We start from the raw sequence: 17,437 nt of genomic DNA, 5'->3' as shown, positions 1-17,437 counted from the left end.
GGGGTTACTCCGGCCAGTCCGAGATCGTCCAGCCCATGCTCTTGCGGTCGTCGCACTTCCAGGTGATCGCGCTCGTGTCGTTCTGCATGTCGACCACGCACTCGCCGTTGCCGACCCCGACGATGTGGGTCAGGCCGTTGGGCTGGCTCTCCAGCTTCCACTTCTGGTTGTCGGGGAGCTGACCGCTCTTGATGTTCTCCGGGGGCGCGTGGAAGATCTGCACGATGTTCGTGCCGACCTTCAGGTCCATGATCGCGCCGGGGGCGTTGGCCGCCTCCAGGGAGTACGTGTCGGTCTCCGGGTAGTGGTGCAGGATCCACTTCTGGTTCTTGCCGAACTCGTCCGTCAGCTCGGGGTTCTGGCCGACATACGTGCCGTCCGCCTTCGCGCCCCGCTTGGTCTCCAGGTACCAGCCGCTGCCCTCCGCGCTGCGGATGGTGCGCAGCTTGGGGCCCTTCGGCTTGTCGTCCTTCTTGTCGCCGCCGCCACCGCCGCCGCCCCCGCCGGACTCCGGCGGCTTGGCCTCGTTCGCGGGCTCCTTCGGCTCCTCCTTCTCCTCGGAGGCGCTCGGCGACGGGCTCGGTGCCTTCTTCATGCCGTCGGTCTGCGGCAGCTCCCGCTGCTCACCGACCTTCTCCTTGGCCTGCGTCGACATGGCCGGCTTGTGGTTGAACCACATCACGGCGAACGCGAGGCCCAGCGCGAACAGCACCGAGAAGACGGCCATCGCCCAGCGCGGGATGAACGACGGCTGTACGTACGTGCCGCGCAGCTCCACCGGCTCCGGCACCCCGGCCCGCAGCACGGACACCGTGAACGGGCGCTTGACGGTGCCGCCGACCCAGCTGACCGCGCCGGGCTTGATGCTGAGGTCGGCGAACGCGGCACGTCCCGGCGCGACCTGCACCGAGCCTGGCTCCGACTCGACCTCCAGCTCGTCGCCGTTCTCACGGCCCGAGAAGGACGCCGTGAGCTGCTGGTTGCCGAGGTTGTCGACGGCCACGGACGCCTTGGCGCGCAGTCGGCCGCGTACGACCAACGGGAGCAGTTCCGTGCGGAGTTCGGTGAACGGGCCGACGGTGACCTGGCCCTCCGCGACGTCCACGGTGTGCGGGGTCTCGCGGGGCTGCACGCGGACGCCGAACGGGGTCGGGCCCGCCTGCGCGTCCGAGGTGCGGGGCGGGGCGAACTCCACCTGGGCGGTGCCCTCGGCCCCGGGGTACAGCCGCAGGACGTCGGGCTGCACGCGGGCCCAGCCCGCCGCCGCGCCGACCACCTGGAGGCGGTACTCCTCGACGGTGTCGCCGGTGTTGCGCACCCGCAGCCGCACGCTCGCGGTCGAGCCGGGCTCGACGGTCGTCGCCGTCGGTTCGAGAGAGGTCCACATGCCGCTCACCGCCCCGTCACGCCGGGGTGGTGGACGCTGCCGCCGACCAGGGCCTGCAGGGTCGCGCTGTCGGCTTTGCCGGTCGCCGGGAGCCCGACGGAGGCCTGGTACTCCTTGATGTGAGCCGCCGTGTTGCTGCTGTACCTGGCCGTGGTGGGTGCGCTGCGGCCGTTCTTGAAGTAGGCGACGCCGTGCTCGGCGTACGCACGGTCGCGGTCCAGGTCCTTGTCGCTGATGCCGGCCTGCGAGGCCCACCAGAACGCCGCCTGGAGCTGTACGACCTCCCAGGTGTCGGCGCCGGAGCGCACGGCGTCGGGCCGGATGCCCTGCGCCCACAGCGAGGTGAGGGTGGCACGGCCGAGCGTGCCCACGTCGTCCGTCTCGAAGATCTGAGCGGTGTTGTTCCCGGAGTTCTGGCCGGTGCGGACCACGGCCTTCTGGTAACAGATGAGTTTTGCCTCTGTGTTGGAGTCGATGACGCCCGGCGTCCAGTGGCCGGTCAGCGTGCAGGGATTCTTCGAACCGAGCGCGGCGAGGCGGTGCTGCGCATACTCGACGACGATGTCCGGCGCGTAGCCGCGCCGCCAGGGCGGGCCGGCCTGCGCCTTGCGGCTGCCGCCGCCGGGCTCGGCCTTCTCGCCACCGCCGCCGCCGTCGCTGCCGCCGCCTTCGGCCCCACCGGCGCCGCCGCCCGATGAGCCGCCGTCGCCGGAGCCGCCGCCGCTGGTCCCGCCGCCGGTGCCGCCGGAGCCCGAGTCCGTGCCGCCGTGACCGCCACCGCCGCCCTTCTCCCCCTTGGGAGGCGCCGGGGCGTCGTCGAGGCTGTTCTTCTCGCCGCCCTGCGGGACGGCGGCGGGCGCGGCGGCCGCCTGGTTCTCGCGGGCCGAGCCGTCGAAGTCGGGCGCGTAGGTCAGCCACGCCACGACGGACGCGACGGCGAGCGCCGCGAGCACTCCGCCGACGGCGAGCAGTCTGCGGGGCAGGACCGGCCGCTGGTCGAAGCTGCCGGGCAGTTCGTGGCCCTGCTCGTCGCCGGAGCGGCGCACGGAGACGGTGAGCGGGTGCGTCTGCCCGGACCCCGTCCACAGCACCTGCTGCGGGCGGATGGTCAGGTTCGCGAACGCGGCGCGGCCCGGCGCCACTTGGACGGCCGTGGGGTCGACCTCGTAGGTGAGGCGGCCCGCGTCGTCGCGGAGGGTGAGGGCCGCCGTCAGCGGGGTGTTTCCGAGGTTGTCCACGGCGACCGAGGCCCGGCCGCGGAAGCGTCCGACGATGGTGGGCGGCAGGAGTTCGGCGCGGATCTCCGAGAACGGCGCGACGGTGACCTGCCCCTCGACCACGTCCCGGGCCTCGGGGTTCTCCCGCGGCTCGACGCGGATGCCGAACGGCGTGGGTCCCGCCGCGGCGTCGGGCGAGCGGGGCGGCGCGAAGGAGATCTCGGCGGTGCCCTCGCTGCCGGGGTAGAGCCGCAGCACGTCGGGTTCGACGCGGGCCCATCCGGCCGCCGCGCCGACGACCCCGAGACGGTACTCCTCGACGGTGTCTCCCGTGTTGCGTACGCGAAGCCGCACGGTCGCCCGGCCACCGGGGTCAACGGTCACCGCGGCCGGGTCAAGGGAGTTCCACCACGTCATACGGGCACGGTAGAGCGCACCTCCGGGTCCCTCCTTGTACGAAAGGGCGACGTCAAGGGCAGGCCCCACTGCCCTTGCGGACGGGGTGCGCGGACCGGGGTCGTGACACGGGCTCTCAGCCGTATGCGGAGAGTGCCGGTCCGTGGGTCGCCGCGCGTGGCCGCCACTTGGCGAGCAGAGCGGCGATCTCATCGGCCTCCAGGGCACCGCGCCGCTCCATGACGCGGTGGGCGATCCGCAGGGCGGCCCTGGCCCGTTCGAGGTCGCCCAGGGCGAGCAGCGCCCGGCCCCGCGCGGCCATCGCCAGCGCGTGGCAGAACGCGTCACCGAGTTCGCCCTCGACGGCGAGCGCCGCGTCCGCGCAGCGCATGGCCTCGCCGACGCTGCCCTGTTCCAGCTCGCAGTAGGCGAGACGGGCCCAGCACAGCGCCTCCCAGCGCGGGTTGCGGGCTCTGCCGTGCAGACGCTGTGCCTCGCGCAGCTGCTCCGACGCCGCGACCGCCCTGCCGTCCGCGAGCAGCGCGCAGCCCGCCTGGTAGAGGACGTGCGCGAGCGTGTGACTGCTGCCCGAGCGCCGCGCCTGCCGCACCGCCTCGTCGATGGCGGTGTCCGCCGCCGGGCGCCGGCCCAGGGCGACGTACGCGCGGGCCATGTGCGACAGGATGCGGATCCGGTCGTCGTGCCCGCCGAGCGCGCCGAACCTCGCGTACGCGAGACGCAGTTGTTCGAGGGCCATCGCGAACCGCCCCGTGCCCATGAGGACGATGGCCAGCTCGTGGCTGCCCTCGGCGCCGACGAGGAGGTCGCCGCAGCCCGCGGCGAGGTGCAGGCTCTCGCGGAGCGCCTGTTCGGCGCGGCCGTACGTCTCGGTGCCGTAGTGCGGCGCGCCGAGCAGCCGCAGCGCGCGGGCGGCCGACCGGTCGTCGCCGTGCCGCCGTGCGGTGCGCAGGGCCAGTTCGGCGAGGGGCTCCAGGTCGCGGTGGCGGGCGGTGCCGACGACGAGGTGGGACCAGGCGGTGAGGAGGTCGACGACGGGGCGGAGCCCGGGTGGGGTGCGGGAATCCGGGGCGCCCCGGTCGGCGGCTTCGCCCGCCTCATTCGCCTCGTCCGCCTCGTCCGGTACGTGTCGCAGCGCGTTCTCCGCCGCGTCGCAGAGCCGCGAGTGCGCGACGACCAGCCAGTCGTGCGCGGCGGCCTCGTCGGGCAGCGCCTTGCCGTCGGAGTCGGGCCGGTGCAGCAGCTCGGGCAGGACGCTGTGCGGCTTCGTGCGGCGGATCGCGGTGATGACGGTGGCCAGGACGTAGTCGAGGAAGCGCAGCCGCGCGGCGGCACGTTCGGCCGCGCTCTCGCGCAGCTCGCACTGGCGGCGCGCGAAGAGCCGTACGAGGTCGTGGAAGCGGTAGCGGTCCTCGCCGTGCAGCTCCATCAGCCCGGCGTCGACCAGCCGCTCGACGGCCTGCTCGGCCTCCTCCTCGTCGACGCCCAGCAGGGCGCCCGCCGCGCCGCGGCAGAAGGACGGCATGTAGCAGAGCGAGACCATGCGGAAGGCGCGGGCGAGCCCCGGTTCCAGCGCCTCGTACCCGAGCCGGAAGGTCGCCTCGACGCCCAGATCGTCCACCCGCAGCTCGTCCAGCCTGCGGCGCTCGTCGCGCAGCCGGGCGACGAGGTCGGCCATGGGGCGCCCCGGCCGTGCGGCGAGGCGCGCGGCGGCGATGCGGACGGCGAGCGGCAGCCCGCCGCAGACGGCGACGAGTTCGCGTGCGGCGTCCCGCTCCGCGGCCACGCGCTCGGCGCCGAGCATGGCGTTCAGCAGGCCGAGTGCCTGCGGCTCGTCCATCGTCTCGACGTCGACGAGGCGCGCGCCGGGCAGGGTGATGGTCCGCGAGCGGCTGGTCACGAGGACCGCGCAGCCGGGCGCGCCGGGCAGCAGCGGCCGCACCTGCGCGGTGGCGCGCGCGTTGTCGAGGAACACGAGGACGCGCCGCCCCGCGAGGAGCGAACGATAAAGCGCGGTCTGCTGATCGAGCCCATCCGGAACGGCACTCTCCGGTACCCCGAGCGCGCGCAGGAACCCGGTGAGCGCGCTGCCGCTGTCCACGCCGGGGGCGGCGTCGGCGCCGCGCAGGTCGACGTAGAGCTGTCCGTCGGGGAACTCGTCCCGTAAGGCGTGGGCGACGTGCACGGCGAGCGCGGTCTTGCCGACGCCGCCGAGCCCGGTGAGCGTGGCCACGGCCATCGCACTCCCGGAAACGGCGGCCCGCAACGTCTCGGTCAACACCCGCGCCTCGCCTTCCCGCCCCGCGAAGTCGGGCACGTCGGGAAGGAGCTGGGCGGGAGTGAGGGGGGCGGCGGACGCACGGACGGGGCTGGGGACGGTCGTGTGGAGGGGGGCGGGGACGCTGAGGGGGAGGGGGCGGGCGGTGAGGTCGGTGGGGGCGACGGGGACGGCGGGGGCGGTGCCGGGCAGGGATGGTACGGCGCCGGATAGACGACCGGGGACTACGACGGGCTTCTCGGCGCCGGACACCGCCCCGGTCATCCCACGCAACGCCATGCCGGACACGGCACCAGCGGTAGCGCCGGACACACCGTCACCCGCACCGCCGCACGCCACACCCGGAACCGCGTCGGAGCCCACCCCCGACACCACACCGGCACCCGTGCCGGACACGGCGTCACCCGCAGAGCCGTTCGCCACGCCGGACGACACACCAGGAACCGCACCAGACGCGATGCCCGGAACCGCGCCAACACCCGTGCCAGACACGGCATCGTCCGCAGCGCCGCACGCCACACCCGACGACACACCAGGAACCCCGCCAGACCCCACGCCCGGAACCGAGCCAACACCCGTGCCAGACACGGCATCGTCCGCAGAGCCGCACGCCACACCCAACGACACACCAGGAACCCCGCCAGACCCCACGCCCGGAACCGCACCGACACCCGTGCCAGACACGGCATCGTCCGCAGAGCCGCACGCCACACCCGCCGCCGCACCGGGTGCCGTGGCCCGCACCGTGCCAGATGCCCCGGCGGACGCGCCGCCACCTGCCGCACCGTGCGCCACATCACCAGCCGAACCGGGCGCCCCGCCATGCGCGATCCCGGACGCCGCCCCACCACTTCCCGTCCCGGGCGCCCCGCCACACGCAACCCCGGACGGCACCCCACCACTCCCCGTCCCGGGCGCCCCGCCACGCGCGGTCCCGGACGGCGCCTCGCCACGCCCCGTCCCGGGCGCCCCGCCGGACCCGGTGTCGGCGGGTGCCCACCCCCTCATTCCGGGCGCGCGCCCGGACAGCTCGCGTCGCTGGGCCGCGGCGCGGGATCGTGCCGTGTGGGCGGAAGGGCCGGGGCCCGGCCATGGGAGGGCCGTGGAGGGCAAGGGGGTGCCCTGGAGGAGGGCCGCGTGGAGCGTGGTCAGTTCCCTGCCCGGGTCCACGCCGAGCTCCGTCGCCAGCGTGCGGCGCGTCGTCTCGTACGCCGCGAGCGCGTCCGCACGACGGCCGCCCCGGTGCAGGGCGAGCATGAGGAGGGCCTGCGCGCGCTCGCGCAGCGGGTGTTCGGCCGCGAAGACGCTGAGGGGCGCGATCGTCTCGCCGTGGCAGCCGAGTTCGAGCGCGCAGGCGAAGAACTCCTCCTGCGCGGTGACGGAGAGCTCGGTGAGCCGGTCCCGCTGACGCCGCGCGTACGGGCCGGGCAGCCCGGCCAGCGGCGCGCCGTCGGAGAGGGCCAGCGCGGCCGTCAACTCGGCGTAGGCGTCGGGGAGTTCACCGGCGCCGCGCAGCGTACGCGCCGCCGATACCCGGTCCTCCAGCTCGCTCGCGTCGAGCGCGCCGCGCGGGACGCGCAGCGCGTAGCCGTCGCCCGCCGACACCAGGAGCCGCGCGGGCTCGCGGGCGCGCCGGTCCGGTTCGAGGAGGGCGCGCAGCCGGGAGACGTACGTCCGCAGCGTGCCGACCGCGCGCGGCGGCGGCGACTCGTCCCACAGCGCGTCCACCAGCTCCGCCGCCGACACCGGCCGCCCGCCGCGCAGCAGCAGCGCGGCCAGCGTCGCCCGCTGCTGCGGGGGCCCGAGCGTCAGGGCCTGCCCGTCGCGCCAGGCCCGCACCGGCCCGAGGACCTGGAACCACAACGGCCCGCCCAGGCCGTCCCGGTCCCCCGGTTCGGCCCCGCTCCCGCCGTCGCGGCCCGTGCGGCCGCCCGCGTCGCCCCGCATTGTCAGCCCGCACCCCTTGCCCTGTGACGCACCGCGAAGTGCCCGTTCGTACGCGCCACGGATGGCCGTACGCACCAAACGTTACGTCAGCCCCAGAGGTCCGCCGACTCGTGCGGGTCACTTGCGCCACCATGTTGACCAGCTGTTGACGTGCCGGGCACCCGGGGCGTGGCATATGCGCCACCGACCCTTCACATTCGGCCGTGCCCCGCACCGAGCCGCTCACACCCCGCCCGTCGCACCGCCCCCGGCCTGCCCTCCGCCCCCGGGCCGATGACCGGACGGGCAACGCACCCCGTACCGACCCGGCACGCGCGGCCGCCGCCGCGAACGCACAGGTCGGCGGCGTCCGCCCGACGGCTGAACGGGCAGCGGCATCTGCCCTCACTGACGTCCTTCCGTCTCTACGCACCGGCCCGCGCGTGAGACATCGTCGACAAGGTACGAACCAGCGGGGACCGGCACACGGCCGGCACACAGGGGGAACGAGCGGCAGCCGCACCGGCGCAGCGCCGGTCCGCCCGCCACACCCTCGCCACCCCTCGAGCCTTGGAGCACAGCAGCATGCCCAACTACCTGTCCCCCGGCGTCTACATCGAGGAAGTCGCCAGCGGTTCGCGGCCCATCGAAGGCGTCGGCACCTCCGTCGCGGCCTTCGTCGGCCTCGCGCCGCGGGGACCGCTCAACGAGCCGACGCTGGTGACCAACTGGTCGCAGTACGTGGCCGCGTTCGGCGAGTTCACGGACGGGTACTACCTGGCGCACTCGGTGTACGGGTTCTTCAACAACGGCGGCAGCGCGGCGTACATCGTGCGCGTCGGCGGCACCGACGCGGCCGAGACGCGGCAGCAGGCCCCCGCCCAGCAGACGCGGGCGCAGGCCCCCAAGGAGCTCACCGCGGGCGAGCCCGTGGCGCTCGGCGCGTTCACCGTGTCGGCGATCACCGCGGGCACCACGGACGGCGGCGCGCTGACCGTCGAGGTGCAGGACGGCGAGGGCGAGGGCGCCGCCGACCGCTTCAAGCTGATCGTCAAGGACGGCGACAAGGTCGTCGAGAACTTCGACGTCAGCGCGAAGAAGACCGCCCGCAACTACGTGGTCACGCAGGTCAGGCAGCGCTCCAAGACGATCGCCCTGGAAGAGGCCTCCACGGCGGGCGGCCAGCTGGCCAAGCCCGACGCGCAGACCGTGACCCTGGCGCCCCCGGCTCCCGCCACCCCCGCCGTGCCCGACTCGAACGGCCATGTGTCGCGCGTCGAGACCGCCCAGTTCATCGGCGACTCCTCGGACCGCACCGGCTTCGGCGGCCTGGAGGCCCTCGACGAGATCAACATGGTCGCGGTGCCCGACCTGATGGCCGCGTACCAGCAGGGCATCATCGACGAGGAGCAGGTCAAGGCGGTCCAGCTCGGCCTCATCTCGCACTGCGAGCTCATGGGCGACCGGATGGCCATCATCGACCCGCCGCCGTCGCTGAACGCCCGCCAGGTCCGGCAGTGGCGCCAGGAGCTGGCCGGCTACGACTCCCGTTACGCCGCCCTCTACTACCCCTGGATCAAGTCCTTCGACCCGGCCTCCGGTCAGTCGGTGGTCGTGCCGCCGTCCGGCCACATGGCGGGCATCTGGGCGCGCAACGACGCCGAGCGCGGTGTGCACAAGGCGCCGGCCAACGAGATCGTGCGCGGCGCGGTCGACCTGGACCTGCAGATCACCCGCGGCGAGCAGGACCTGCTCAACCCGATCGGCGTGAACTGCATCCGCGCCTTCCCGGGCCGCGGCATCCGCGTGTGGGGCGCGCGCACGATGGCGTCCGACCCGGCCTGGCGCTACCTGAACGTGCGCCGCTACTTCAACTACCTCGAAGAGTCGATCCTCATCGGCACCCAGTGGGTGGTGTTCGAGCCGAACGACCACGCCCTGTGGGCGCGCATCCGTCGCAACGTCTCGGCGTTCCTGGTCAACGAGTGGCGCTCCGGTGCCCTGTTCGGCGCGCGCCCCGAGGACGCCTTCTACGTGAAGTGCGACGAGGAGACCAACCCTCCGGAGTCGGTGGACCTCGGCCGGGTCGTCTGCGAGATCGGCATCGCGCCGGTCAAGCCCGCCGAGTTCGTGGTGTTCCGGCTCGCCCAGTTCTCCGGCGGGGGCGGCGAACTGGAGGAGTAGTCCACATACTCGCCGCACGTCCCCCGAGAACCATCACAACAGGCACAACAGGAGTGAAACCCCTTGTCTCTGCAGCCCGGTGACGCCCTCACCACACACAATTTCGGCCTCCAGATCGACGGCGTCATGGTCGAGTACCTCCAGGAGGTCAGCGGCCTGTCCATGGAGCAGGACGTCATCGAGTACCAGCAGGTGTCGGCCGACGGCAAGCCCGTCGTCAAGAAGATGCCCGGCGTGAAGAAGGCCGGCGAGTGCACGGTCACCCGCGGCATGACGCAGAGCCCCGTCTTCAGCGAGTGGATCAACAAGTCCATCGCGGGCGACATGGGCTCGGCGCGCAAGAACGCGACGATCATGATGATGGACTACCAGAACAACCCGGTGAAGCGTTACAACCTGCGCAACGCCTGGTGCAGCAAGGTGGAGACCAGCGGGGTCAAGGCGGGCGACGCCGCCGCGCTGACCGAGCAGGTCACCATCGTCTTCGAAGAGCTGGTCATCGAATAATGCGGCGCGAGGGTCCGGCGGGGGCGGCTGCGGGGGCGGGCACGGTGCCCGGCGCGGTGACGGGCGTCCGCGAACCGCTGCGCACGGAATTCGAGTTCGAATTGCCGCGCGGCTTCGTGGACGAGTCCGGCACCGTGCACCGCAACGGCGCGATGCGGCTCGCGACGGCACGTGACGAACTGGTGCCGCTGCGGGACGTACGGGTGCGCGAGAACCCCGCCTACCTGTCCGTCGTGCTGCTGGGCCGGGTCATCACCCGGCTCGGCACGCTCGGCTCCGTCCACGACGGCACGGTGGAGAACATGTTCGCCTCCGACCTGGCCTTCCTCCAGGACTTCTACCGGCAGATCAACGCGGAGGGCCACACCCGCGCGGCGGTGGCCTGCCCGCACTGCTCGGAGTCCTTCGAGGTGGAGCTGGCCGGGAGCCGCCTGGGGGAATCGTGACGTACGCGGCCGACCGCATCGAGGAGGAAGTCGCGTACCTCGCCTACCACTTCCACTGGGGCATGGACGACATCCTCGACCTCGAACACGCGGACCGGCGCGCGTACGTGGGGCGGACCGCCACGTTGGTGGAGCAGGCGGAGGCTAGGGCGACCGGTCGGTGAGTCGAGGTAAGTGATGGGCTTGTTCAAGTGGCGGCGGGGGTCGCGGGGCGAGGCGGGGGCGCCGGGTACGGAGGTGCCGGGTGCGGAAGTTTCCGGTGCGGAGGTGCCGGGTGCGGCTGTTCCGGCGGCTCCGGAGGTTGCCTCTGCTGAGTCCGGATCCGGCTCCGGCTCCGGCCTGGGTGTCGGATCCGGTGCCGGCGTCGTCAGCGGCGGTGGCGGTGGCGGGTGGGCCGCCCTGCCGCCGGTCCAGCGTGTGCTCGCGGCGCCGCGGACGGTCGCCGAACAGGGCTTCGGCGCGATGCTCGCCACACACCAGAACCCGTCCTTCGGCGGGGAGTTGGGGCATGCGGTACGTGCCTCCGCGCCCGGAGGCGTGCTGCACGACGTCCTGACGCCGGTGGCGGGCCGGCCGGGCGACCTCGACCTGCCCTCGCTCCATCTGCCGGTACGAGGGATGGGCGAGACCGGTACGGAGGAGCAGGCCGCGTCTCCCGAGGCGGGCGGCGTCGGCGCTCCGTCCCCGTCCGCCGCGGCGCCGGTGCAGCGGTCCGCCGCCGCGCGGTCGGTGCCCGCTCCGGCGAGCGGCCCTGCCGTGGCGCGGCCTTCGCGTACGACCCGGCGTTCGCCGCTCGTGTCGGCGGCGCCCGGCGTGGTGCCGCAGCGCCGGCTGTTCCCTGTCGGCGCGGCAGGTCCGGCGCCGAGCCCTGCCGCGCGAGGCGTCGCATCCGACGCTCCGCCCACCGACGTCCCCGGGCCGGTACCCCCTACCGGCCCGGGGTCCCCGGCCGCTTCCGCGGCCACGGACCCCGTCGCTGTACGGGCGAATTCCCCCGTTGAGCCCGTACAGCGACGGCCCCGCATACGCCGGGTCCAGCGCGCGCAGCCCGGTGCCGGTACGCCGACCGGCACGCCCGCGCCGCAGAGCGCCACGCCCGAGCCTCCCACCGCCCCGGCCCCGAAGCCGGCGCCCGCGGCGAGCGGCCCGGCACCGACGAACACCCCGCCCCAGCCCCCCGTCCAGCGGACGGCGTCCACGGGCCCCGTATCGGCGAGCGCCCCGGCGCCGAAGAGCCGTGCGCAGGACACCGCACCGGACGCGCCCGCGCCGCGGAGCACCCCGCGCGAGGCCCCCGCCCAGCGGACGGCGACCGACGCCGCGGCCAACCCGAACAGTCCGGCACCGGCACCGGCACCGAAGAACCACCCGCACGAGGCGGGTGCGGCCGTACCCGCACCGCGGAACACCCCGCGTCAGGCCCCCGTGCAGCGGTCGGCGACCACCGTTCCCGCACCCGCGCCCACGACAAGCACGCCGCACGCGTCGACACCACAGAGCAACCCGCACGGGGCGCCCGTGCAGCGGTCGGCATCCAACGGGCCCGCGCCTACGACGAGCACGCCCCGCACGTCGACACCGCAGAACACCACGCACCGGGCGCCCGTCCAGCGGTCGGCATCCAACGAGCCCGCACCCGAACCCACGACAAGCACGCCCCGCGCGTCCGCACCACAGAACACCCCGCACCGGGCCCCCGCCCAACAGGCGACGACCAGCGGCCCCGCACCCGAACCCACGACAAGCACGCCCCGCGCGTCCGCACCACAGAGCACCCCGCACCGGGCCCCCGCCCAACAGGCGACGACCAGCGGCCCCGCACCCGCACCCGCGACAAGCACTCCCCGCGCATCAGCACCACAGAGCAACCCGCACGAGGCCCCCGTGCAGCGGTCGGCATCCAACGGGCCCGCGCCCAAGCCCACCACCACCTCCACGACGCGCACGCCGCACGCGTCGACACCGCAGAACACCACGCACCGGGCGCCCGTGCAGCGGTCGGCATCCAACGGTCCCGCACCCGAACCCACGACAAGCACGCCCCGCCCGTCGGCACCGCACAACGCCGCACACCGGTCCCCGGCCGAGCAGGCGACGACCAACGGCCCCGCACCCGCGCCCACGACAAGCACGCCGCACGCGTCCGCGCCGCAGAACACCCCGCACCGGACCCCGGCCCAGCAGGCGACAACCAACGGCCCCGCACCCGCGCCCACGACAAGCACGCCCCGCGCGTCCGCACCGCAGAACACCCCGCACCGGACCCCGGCCCAGCAGGCGACGACCAACAGCCCCGCGCCACAGTCCGCCCCCACACCTACGCCCACGTCCACATCCACGCCCACGACGAGCAGCCCCGCACCGAAGAGCCGCCCGCACGAGGCTCCCGTTCAGCGGGCGGCGAACAGCAGTCCCGCAGCGGGCGCCCCGGCGCCGAAGAGTGCCCCGCACGAGTCGACGGCCGCCGCGCCCGCACCTCAGAGCGCCCCGCGCGAGGCCCCCGTCCAGCGGACGGCGGCCAACCGCCCCGCGCCCGAGCCCACGACCGCCCCCACGGTGGGCAGCCGCACTCCGGTCGACGGGCCGATCCCCCCTGCCCCGAGGACGGCGAACCCCAACGCCACCCCAGCCCAGGGCCCAACGCCCCCCGTCCAGGGGGCGACCAGCGCGGCAACCACGCCCACGGCACCCGTCCAAAAGGGCACCCGCCCCACCTCCCAGCCGACGAACGCCGGACCCGCACCCGCATCCGCACCCGCAGCGCCCACGGCGAGCAGCCAGACCCGTCCGCGCCGCACCGCGATCGGCGCACCCGTACCCCCCGTGCAGCGGTCGGCGAGCTCCGTGCCGCCCACCGCTCCTACGCCTCAGCCGAAGACCGACGGCCCCACCCCCACGGCCAGTGGCCAAACGCGCCCCCGCCGCACCGCGATCGGCGCCCCCGTGCCCCCAGTCCAGCGTTCAGCGAACGCGGTACCCGCCCCGGTACCGGCACCGGCACCCCAAGACCACCCGAACCGGGTCGCCCCCACAGCCGGGGATCAGAACCGCCCGCGCCGCACCGCCATAGGCGCACCCGTGCCACCCGTCCAGCGATCGGCCGCCGTGGCACCCGCACCCACACCCGCACCCTCCGCCGCCCCGGCGCCCCAAAACCACCCCCACCCCGGCGCACCCGCCCCCGCGACCGCCAACGAATCCGCGCCCGCACCCGCGCCGGCCCCGAAGCAACACCAGCAGCCGTCACCCCACCCGCTCCCCGTCGTCCCCATCAACCGCCGCGTCGCCCCCGGCAGTTACCGGCCCGCCGCGGAGCAGTACCCCCTCATCCCCGCCCGGGGCCTGACGCCGCACACCGCGAGCACGTCGCCCGCCCCCGCACAAGCGGCGACCGCCCCCACCCCCGTACCCCTGCAGAAGTCGACGACCCCGGCGCCGCACGCCACAACGCACACGCACACGCACGCGCCCGGCAACGGCGGCGTCGCGCCCGTCGTCGTACCCCTCGCGAAGCCCGGTGCTCCCGCGCCCCGGCACACGCCGAGCCCCACCCCGCCCCTCGTCCGTACCGCGCCCGCCGTCCAACGACGCGCCGCGCCCCCGCGGCCCGAGCCACAGCCCCAGGCGCAGCCACCGGTATCCATCCCGGTGCAGCCCGCCCCGGCTCCGGCCCCGGCACCCCGGCCCGCCCCCGCGGAGACCAAAGCGCCCGCCCCGGCCCGGGCGGAGCACGCCGAGCCCGGCTCCGAACCCGGGCTCGCCCCCGAGGCCGCCGCCCCGGCCGACCTCGACGACCTCGCACGGCGGCTCCTCGCCCCGCTGTCGCGGCTGCTCCGCGCGGAGTTGCGCAGTGACCGCGAGCGGGTGGGCCGACTCCGCGACCACGGCCGCTAGCGGACGAGCGACCGCAACCAGACCGAACCCAAACCACCTCCACAGCAAAGAGAAACCATGCCCTCGCCCAAGGACCCCGGCTCCACCGTCTTCTTCAAGCTCACCATCGACGGCCAGGACCTCGGCCTGTTCAACGGGTGCGACGGGCTCTCCTCCGAGGTGGAGGTGGAGCAGCGGCAGGAGGGCGGCAACAACGGGTTCGTCTGGCAGCTGCCGACCCGCGTGACCTTCTCCACCATCCGGCTGACCCGGCCGCTGACCGCCGACACCGCGCGCGTGGCCGCCTGGATCTCGTCCATCGCGACGGGGATCTCGCGGCCGACCGCGCAGATCGCGGCGCTGCGCGCGGACGGTTCGATCGTCGCGCAGTGGGGGCTCGTCGAGGTGCTGCCCGTGCGCTGGCAGGGGCCGAGCCTCAGTCCGGACAGTCCCGCCGTGGCGACGGAGACGCTGGAGATCGCGCACCACGGGTTCACCGACGCGGGAGGTGCCTGAGATGGCCGCGCCCACGGGCGGAAAGGCCGGCGCCAGCCTCGTGCGCGCCGCGCTCGCCATCCACCAGCCGCCCACCGACCTCGGCGGGTCGATGGGCGGGCGGATCGGTGAGGTGGAGTTCCAGTTCAATCCGACGCAGCTGCAGATGGCGCGGTCGGCTGAGTGGCGTACGCAGCGTGCGGTCGCGTACACGCGTGGCGCGCCGCCGAAGTTCACCGGTGCCGCGCCCGCCACCCTCCAGCTGGAGGTGTTCCTCGACTCGTCGGGCACGCCCAACTCGGGGAAGGTGCAGAAGCAGGTCGAGATGCTTCTGTCGTGCTGCGAGGTGACTCCGCAGAGCGTCAGCTCCAAGCGGCCCTCGCCGCCGTGGGTGCGTTTCTCGTGGGGGTCGTTCAACACCGTGCAGTTCGTGGCGTACGTGACCAATGTCAGCGCCACGTACACCCTTTTCAATCCGACCGGTGAGCCGATCCGTGCCACGTGCTCGCTCTCGCTGACCGAGGTGTCGATGCCCACCAAGGGGCAGAACCCGACGTCCGGCGCGCTCTCCGCGCGCCGTGTGCACCGCACGGTCGCGGGTGACTCGCTGGCGTCGCTGGCGTGGCGGGAGTACGGGGACGCCACCCGCTGGCGGCTGATCGCCGAGGCCAACGACATCGACGACCCGATGCGGCTGCGGCCCGGCACCGAGCTGCTGCTGCCCGCCGCCGACGAGGCCCGGCCCGGCCCCGTCACCGCCCCCTCGCACGTGGAGTCCTGATGAGTGAGAAGACGTACACGAGCGTCCTGCACGCCGAGATCGGCGGGTCCGTCCTGCCCGACAAGCTCGCCGTGCTGCTCGTGGAGGGCTGGGTGGACGCCAGTGTGAACGTGCCGTCCGCCTTCCAGCTGACCTTCGTCGACGAAGGCGGGGACATCCTGGAGAAGTTCCCGCAGATCAAGGTCGGCGCCGAGGCCGTCCTGTGCCCGTTCACGGACGGCGTGCGCGGCAAGCCGATGCTGACCGGTGAGGTCACCGCCCTGGAGGTCGACGCGGACGCGGGCGGCAAGCAGCTCGTCGTGCGCGGCTACGACCCGGGGCACCGGCTGCTCCGCAACCGCCGGGTGGAGGGCTTCCCGAACATGACGGCGTCCGACATCGTGCGCCGCGTCGCCGCCGCCAACAAGGTGAAGCTCGGGAAGATCGAGTCGACTCCGACGGTGTACGAACTGGCGACCCAGCCGAACATCACCGACTGGGACTTCCTCTCCCGGCTCGCGCAGGAGAACGACACCCACCTGTCCTTCGACGAGGACGGGAAGCTGTGCTTCGCCAAGCTCGCGCCCGCCTCCGGGGCGCCCTCCGACTCGACACCGGCCGCGCAGAGCCCGTACGTCCTGGAGTTCAGGCACAACGCGCTGCACAGCCGGGTCGCGGTGACGGCGGCGGGCCAGGTCGCGACGGCCGGGGTGCGCGGGTGGGACATGCGGGCCAAGCGCGCCCTGTCCGCGCAGTCCCCCGCGGTCCGCAGCAAGGACATCGTCGCCGACATCACGCCCGGGCAGCTGTCGCAGCCGTTCGGGAAGGCGGAGCTGACGGATACGGGGTGGCCGTACACGACGCAGGCGCAGGTCACGCACGCCGCCCGGTCGCTCGCGGACGACGTGGCGGGGTCGTTCGCCGAACTGGAGGTCGCCGTCACCGGCAACCCCGATCTGCGGCCGGGGCGTCCCGTGGCGCTGAAGGGGGCGGGGTTCCCCTTCGAGGGGAAGTACACGGCGACCGGGGTGCGTCATCTCTTCGAGTCCGGGCGGCCGTTCACGACGTGGCTGACCGTCTCGGGGCGTCAGTTCCGTTCCCTGTACGGGCTCGCGTCGGGCGGCGCGGACGCCGCGCCGCCGATGCCGGGCGTCGCGATGGCGCTGGTCAGCAACGCGAAGGACCCGCTGAAGATGAACCGGGTCAAGCTGCGTTTTCCGTGGCTCTCGGACACGTACGAAAGCGACTGGTGCCGTATCGCGCAGCTGGGCGGCGTCCGGGGCGGCGGGTTGATGATGCCGGAGGTGGGCGACGAGGTGCTCGTCGCCTTCGACCGGGGGTCTCTGGAACACCCCTATGTTCTCGCCGGGTTGTACAACGGGCGGGACAAGCCGACGCCCAACACCGACGGGCTGCAGCCGATCGACCCGACCAGCGGCCGGGTCAACTGGCGCTCCGTCTCCTCGCGCAGCGGTCACACCATGGAGCTCGTGGACGCCAAGTCCCGCATGAAGAGCGGCATCCGGCTGCAGACCGGCAACGGCCGCCTCACCGTCCACATGGACGAGGCGCGGACCAGCGTGACCATCCGCAGCGACGGCACGGTGTCCATCTCGGGGACCCGCAACGTCAGCATCAGGGCGGGCGGCAACCTGTCGCTGACGGCGGGCGGTTCGCTGACGATGAGCGCGGGCGGCGCGGTCGACATCAAGGCGGGCGCCAAGTTCGGTGTCAACGCGGGCGGCATGGCGGACATCAACGCGACCGGTGTCGTCAGCCTCAAGTCGGCGGGCGCCGTCGCCGTCAACGCGGTCGGCGCGGTCTCCGTGACCGCCGCGGGCGCGGTGGCCGTCAACGCGGGCGCCGCCGCGGCCATCACGTCACCGGCGACCGTCACCCTGACCGCACCTGCCGTGCTGCGCAATGGCATTCCTTTCTAGCGTCGAGTCC

Annotated in this window: 13 protein-coding genes; 8 read left to right on the top strand and 5 right to left on the bottom strand. The window is 74.0% G+C overall.

Annotation, left to right across the window (positions count from 1 at the left end):
* Positions 1–4: 4 nt before the first annotated feature.
* From DEJ49_RS28205 to DEJ49_RS28195, 3 genes are all read right to left on the bottom strand, one after another.
* A complete protein-coding gene (locus tag DEJ49_RS28205) occupies positions 5–1,387 on the bottom strand; it encodes a hydrogenase expression protein (protein ID WP_150186703.1) in 1,383 nt (460 codons plus the stop codon).
* A gap of 5 nt (positions 1,388–1,392) precedes the next feature.
* The gene (locus tag DEJ49_RS28200; protein WP_150186702.1) at positions 1,393–3,021 is read right to left on the bottom strand and encodes a peptidoglycan-binding domain-containing protein; all 1,629 of its coding nucleotides are present in this window, start codon (positions 3,019–3,021) and stop codon (positions 1,393–1,395) included.
* A gap of 115 nt (positions 3,022–3,136) precedes the next feature.
* On the bottom strand, positions 3,137–7,243 hold the full coding sequence (locus DEJ49_RS28195) for an AfsR/SARP family transcriptional regulator (protein ID WP_150186701.1): 4,107 nt from the start codon (positions 7,241–7,243) through the stop codon (positions 3,137–3,139).
* A 564-nt stretch (positions 7,244–7,807) separates the two neighbouring features.
* On the opposite strand from DEJ49_RS28195, the gene DEJ49_RS28190 reads away from it, so the two are divergent.
* The 4 genes from DEJ49_RS28190 to DEJ49_RS36065 all read left to right on the top strand — a co-directional run bounded on the left by DEJ49_RS28190 (position 7,808) and on the right by DEJ49_RS36065 (position 10,523).
* Entirely contained in the window at positions 7,808–9,406 is a 1,599-nt protein-coding gene (locus DEJ49_RS28190) for a phage tail sheath family protein (protein ID WP_150186700.1), read from the top strand.
* 63 nt (positions 9,407–9,469) lie between these two features.
* Positions 9,470–9,913 (top strand): phage tail protein, encoded by a 444-nt coding sequence (locus tag DEJ49_RS28185; RefSeq protein ID WP_125515614.1) that lies wholly within the window; start codon positions 9,470–9,472, stop codon positions 9,911–9,913.
* Entirely contained in the window at positions 9,913–10,359 is a 447-nt protein-coding gene (locus DEJ49_RS28180) for a hypothetical protein (RefSeq protein ID WP_150186699.1), read from the top strand. Before DEJ49_RS28185 ends, DEJ49_RS28180 begins: the two co-directional genes overlap by 1 nt.
* Positions 10,356–10,523 carry a DUF6760 family protein gene (locus DEJ49_RS36065; protein WP_190329466.1) on the top strand — a complete coding sequence of 56 codons (168 nt, stop codon included), beginning with the start codon at positions 10,356–10,358 and terminating at the stop codon, positions 10,521–10,523. The genes DEJ49_RS28180 and DEJ49_RS36065 overlap by 4 nt, the downstream gene beginning before the upstream one ends.
* 1,251 nt (positions 10,524–11,774) lie before the next feature.
* Here the strand turns inward: DEJ49_RS36065 and DEJ49_RS28170 are convergent.
* A complete protein-coding gene (locus tag DEJ49_RS28170) occupies positions 11,775–12,686 on the bottom strand; it encodes a hypothetical protein (RefSeq protein WP_150186698.1) in 912 nt (303 codons plus the stop codon).
* Between the two features lie 150 nt (positions 12,687–12,836).
* Positions 12,837–13,214 (bottom strand): hypothetical protein, encoded by a 378-nt coding sequence (locus tag DEJ49_RS28165; protein WP_150186697.1) that lies wholly within the window; start codon positions 13,212–13,214, stop codon positions 12,837–12,839.
* A gap of 250 nt (positions 13,215–13,464) precedes the next feature.
* Here DEJ49_RS28165 and DEJ49_RS36060 point away from each other — a divergent pair, with 250 nt between their 5' ends.
* From DEJ49_RS36060 to DEJ49_RS28140, 4 genes are read left to right on the top strand one after another with little or no spacing between them, the layout of a single operon-like run.
* Positions 13,465–14,253 carry a hypothetical protein gene (locus DEJ49_RS36060; RefSeq protein WP_190329465.1) on the top strand — a complete coding sequence of 263 codons (789 nt, stop codon included), beginning with the start codon at positions 13,465–13,467 and terminating at the stop codon, positions 14,251–14,253.
* A gap of 57 nt (positions 14,254–14,310) precedes the next feature.
* Entirely contained in the window at positions 14,311–14,748 is a 438-nt protein-coding gene (locus DEJ49_RS28150; RefSeq protein ID WP_150186695.1) for a phage tail protein, read from the top strand.
* Position 14,749: 1 nt separating this feature from the next.
* Positions 14,750–15,508 carry a LysM peptidoglycan-binding domain-containing protein gene (locus tag DEJ49_RS28145; RefSeq protein WP_150186694.1) on the top strand — a complete coding sequence of 253 codons (759 nt, stop codon included), beginning with the start codon at positions 14,750–14,752 and terminating at the stop codon, positions 15,506–15,508.
* The gene (locus DEJ49_RS28140; protein WP_150186693.1) at positions 15,508–17,427 is read left to right on the top strand and encodes a VgrG-related protein; all 1,920 of its coding nucleotides are present in this window, start codon (positions 15,508–15,510) and stop codon (positions 17,425–17,427) included. Before DEJ49_RS28145 ends, DEJ49_RS28140 begins: the two co-directional genes overlap by 1 nt.
* The last annotated feature ends 10 nt before the right edge of the window (positions 17,428–17,437 follow it).

It is taken from the genome of Streptomyces venezuelae (assembly GCF_008642335.1).
In the GTDB taxonomy this organism is placed as follows: domain Bacteria; phylum Actinomycetota; class Actinomycetes; order Streptomycetales; family Streptomycetaceae; genus Streptomyces; species Streptomyces venezuelae_F.
The sequence above is the reverse complement of the archived record's forward strand: the minus strand, read 5'-3'. Positions and strand labels throughout refer to the sequence as shown.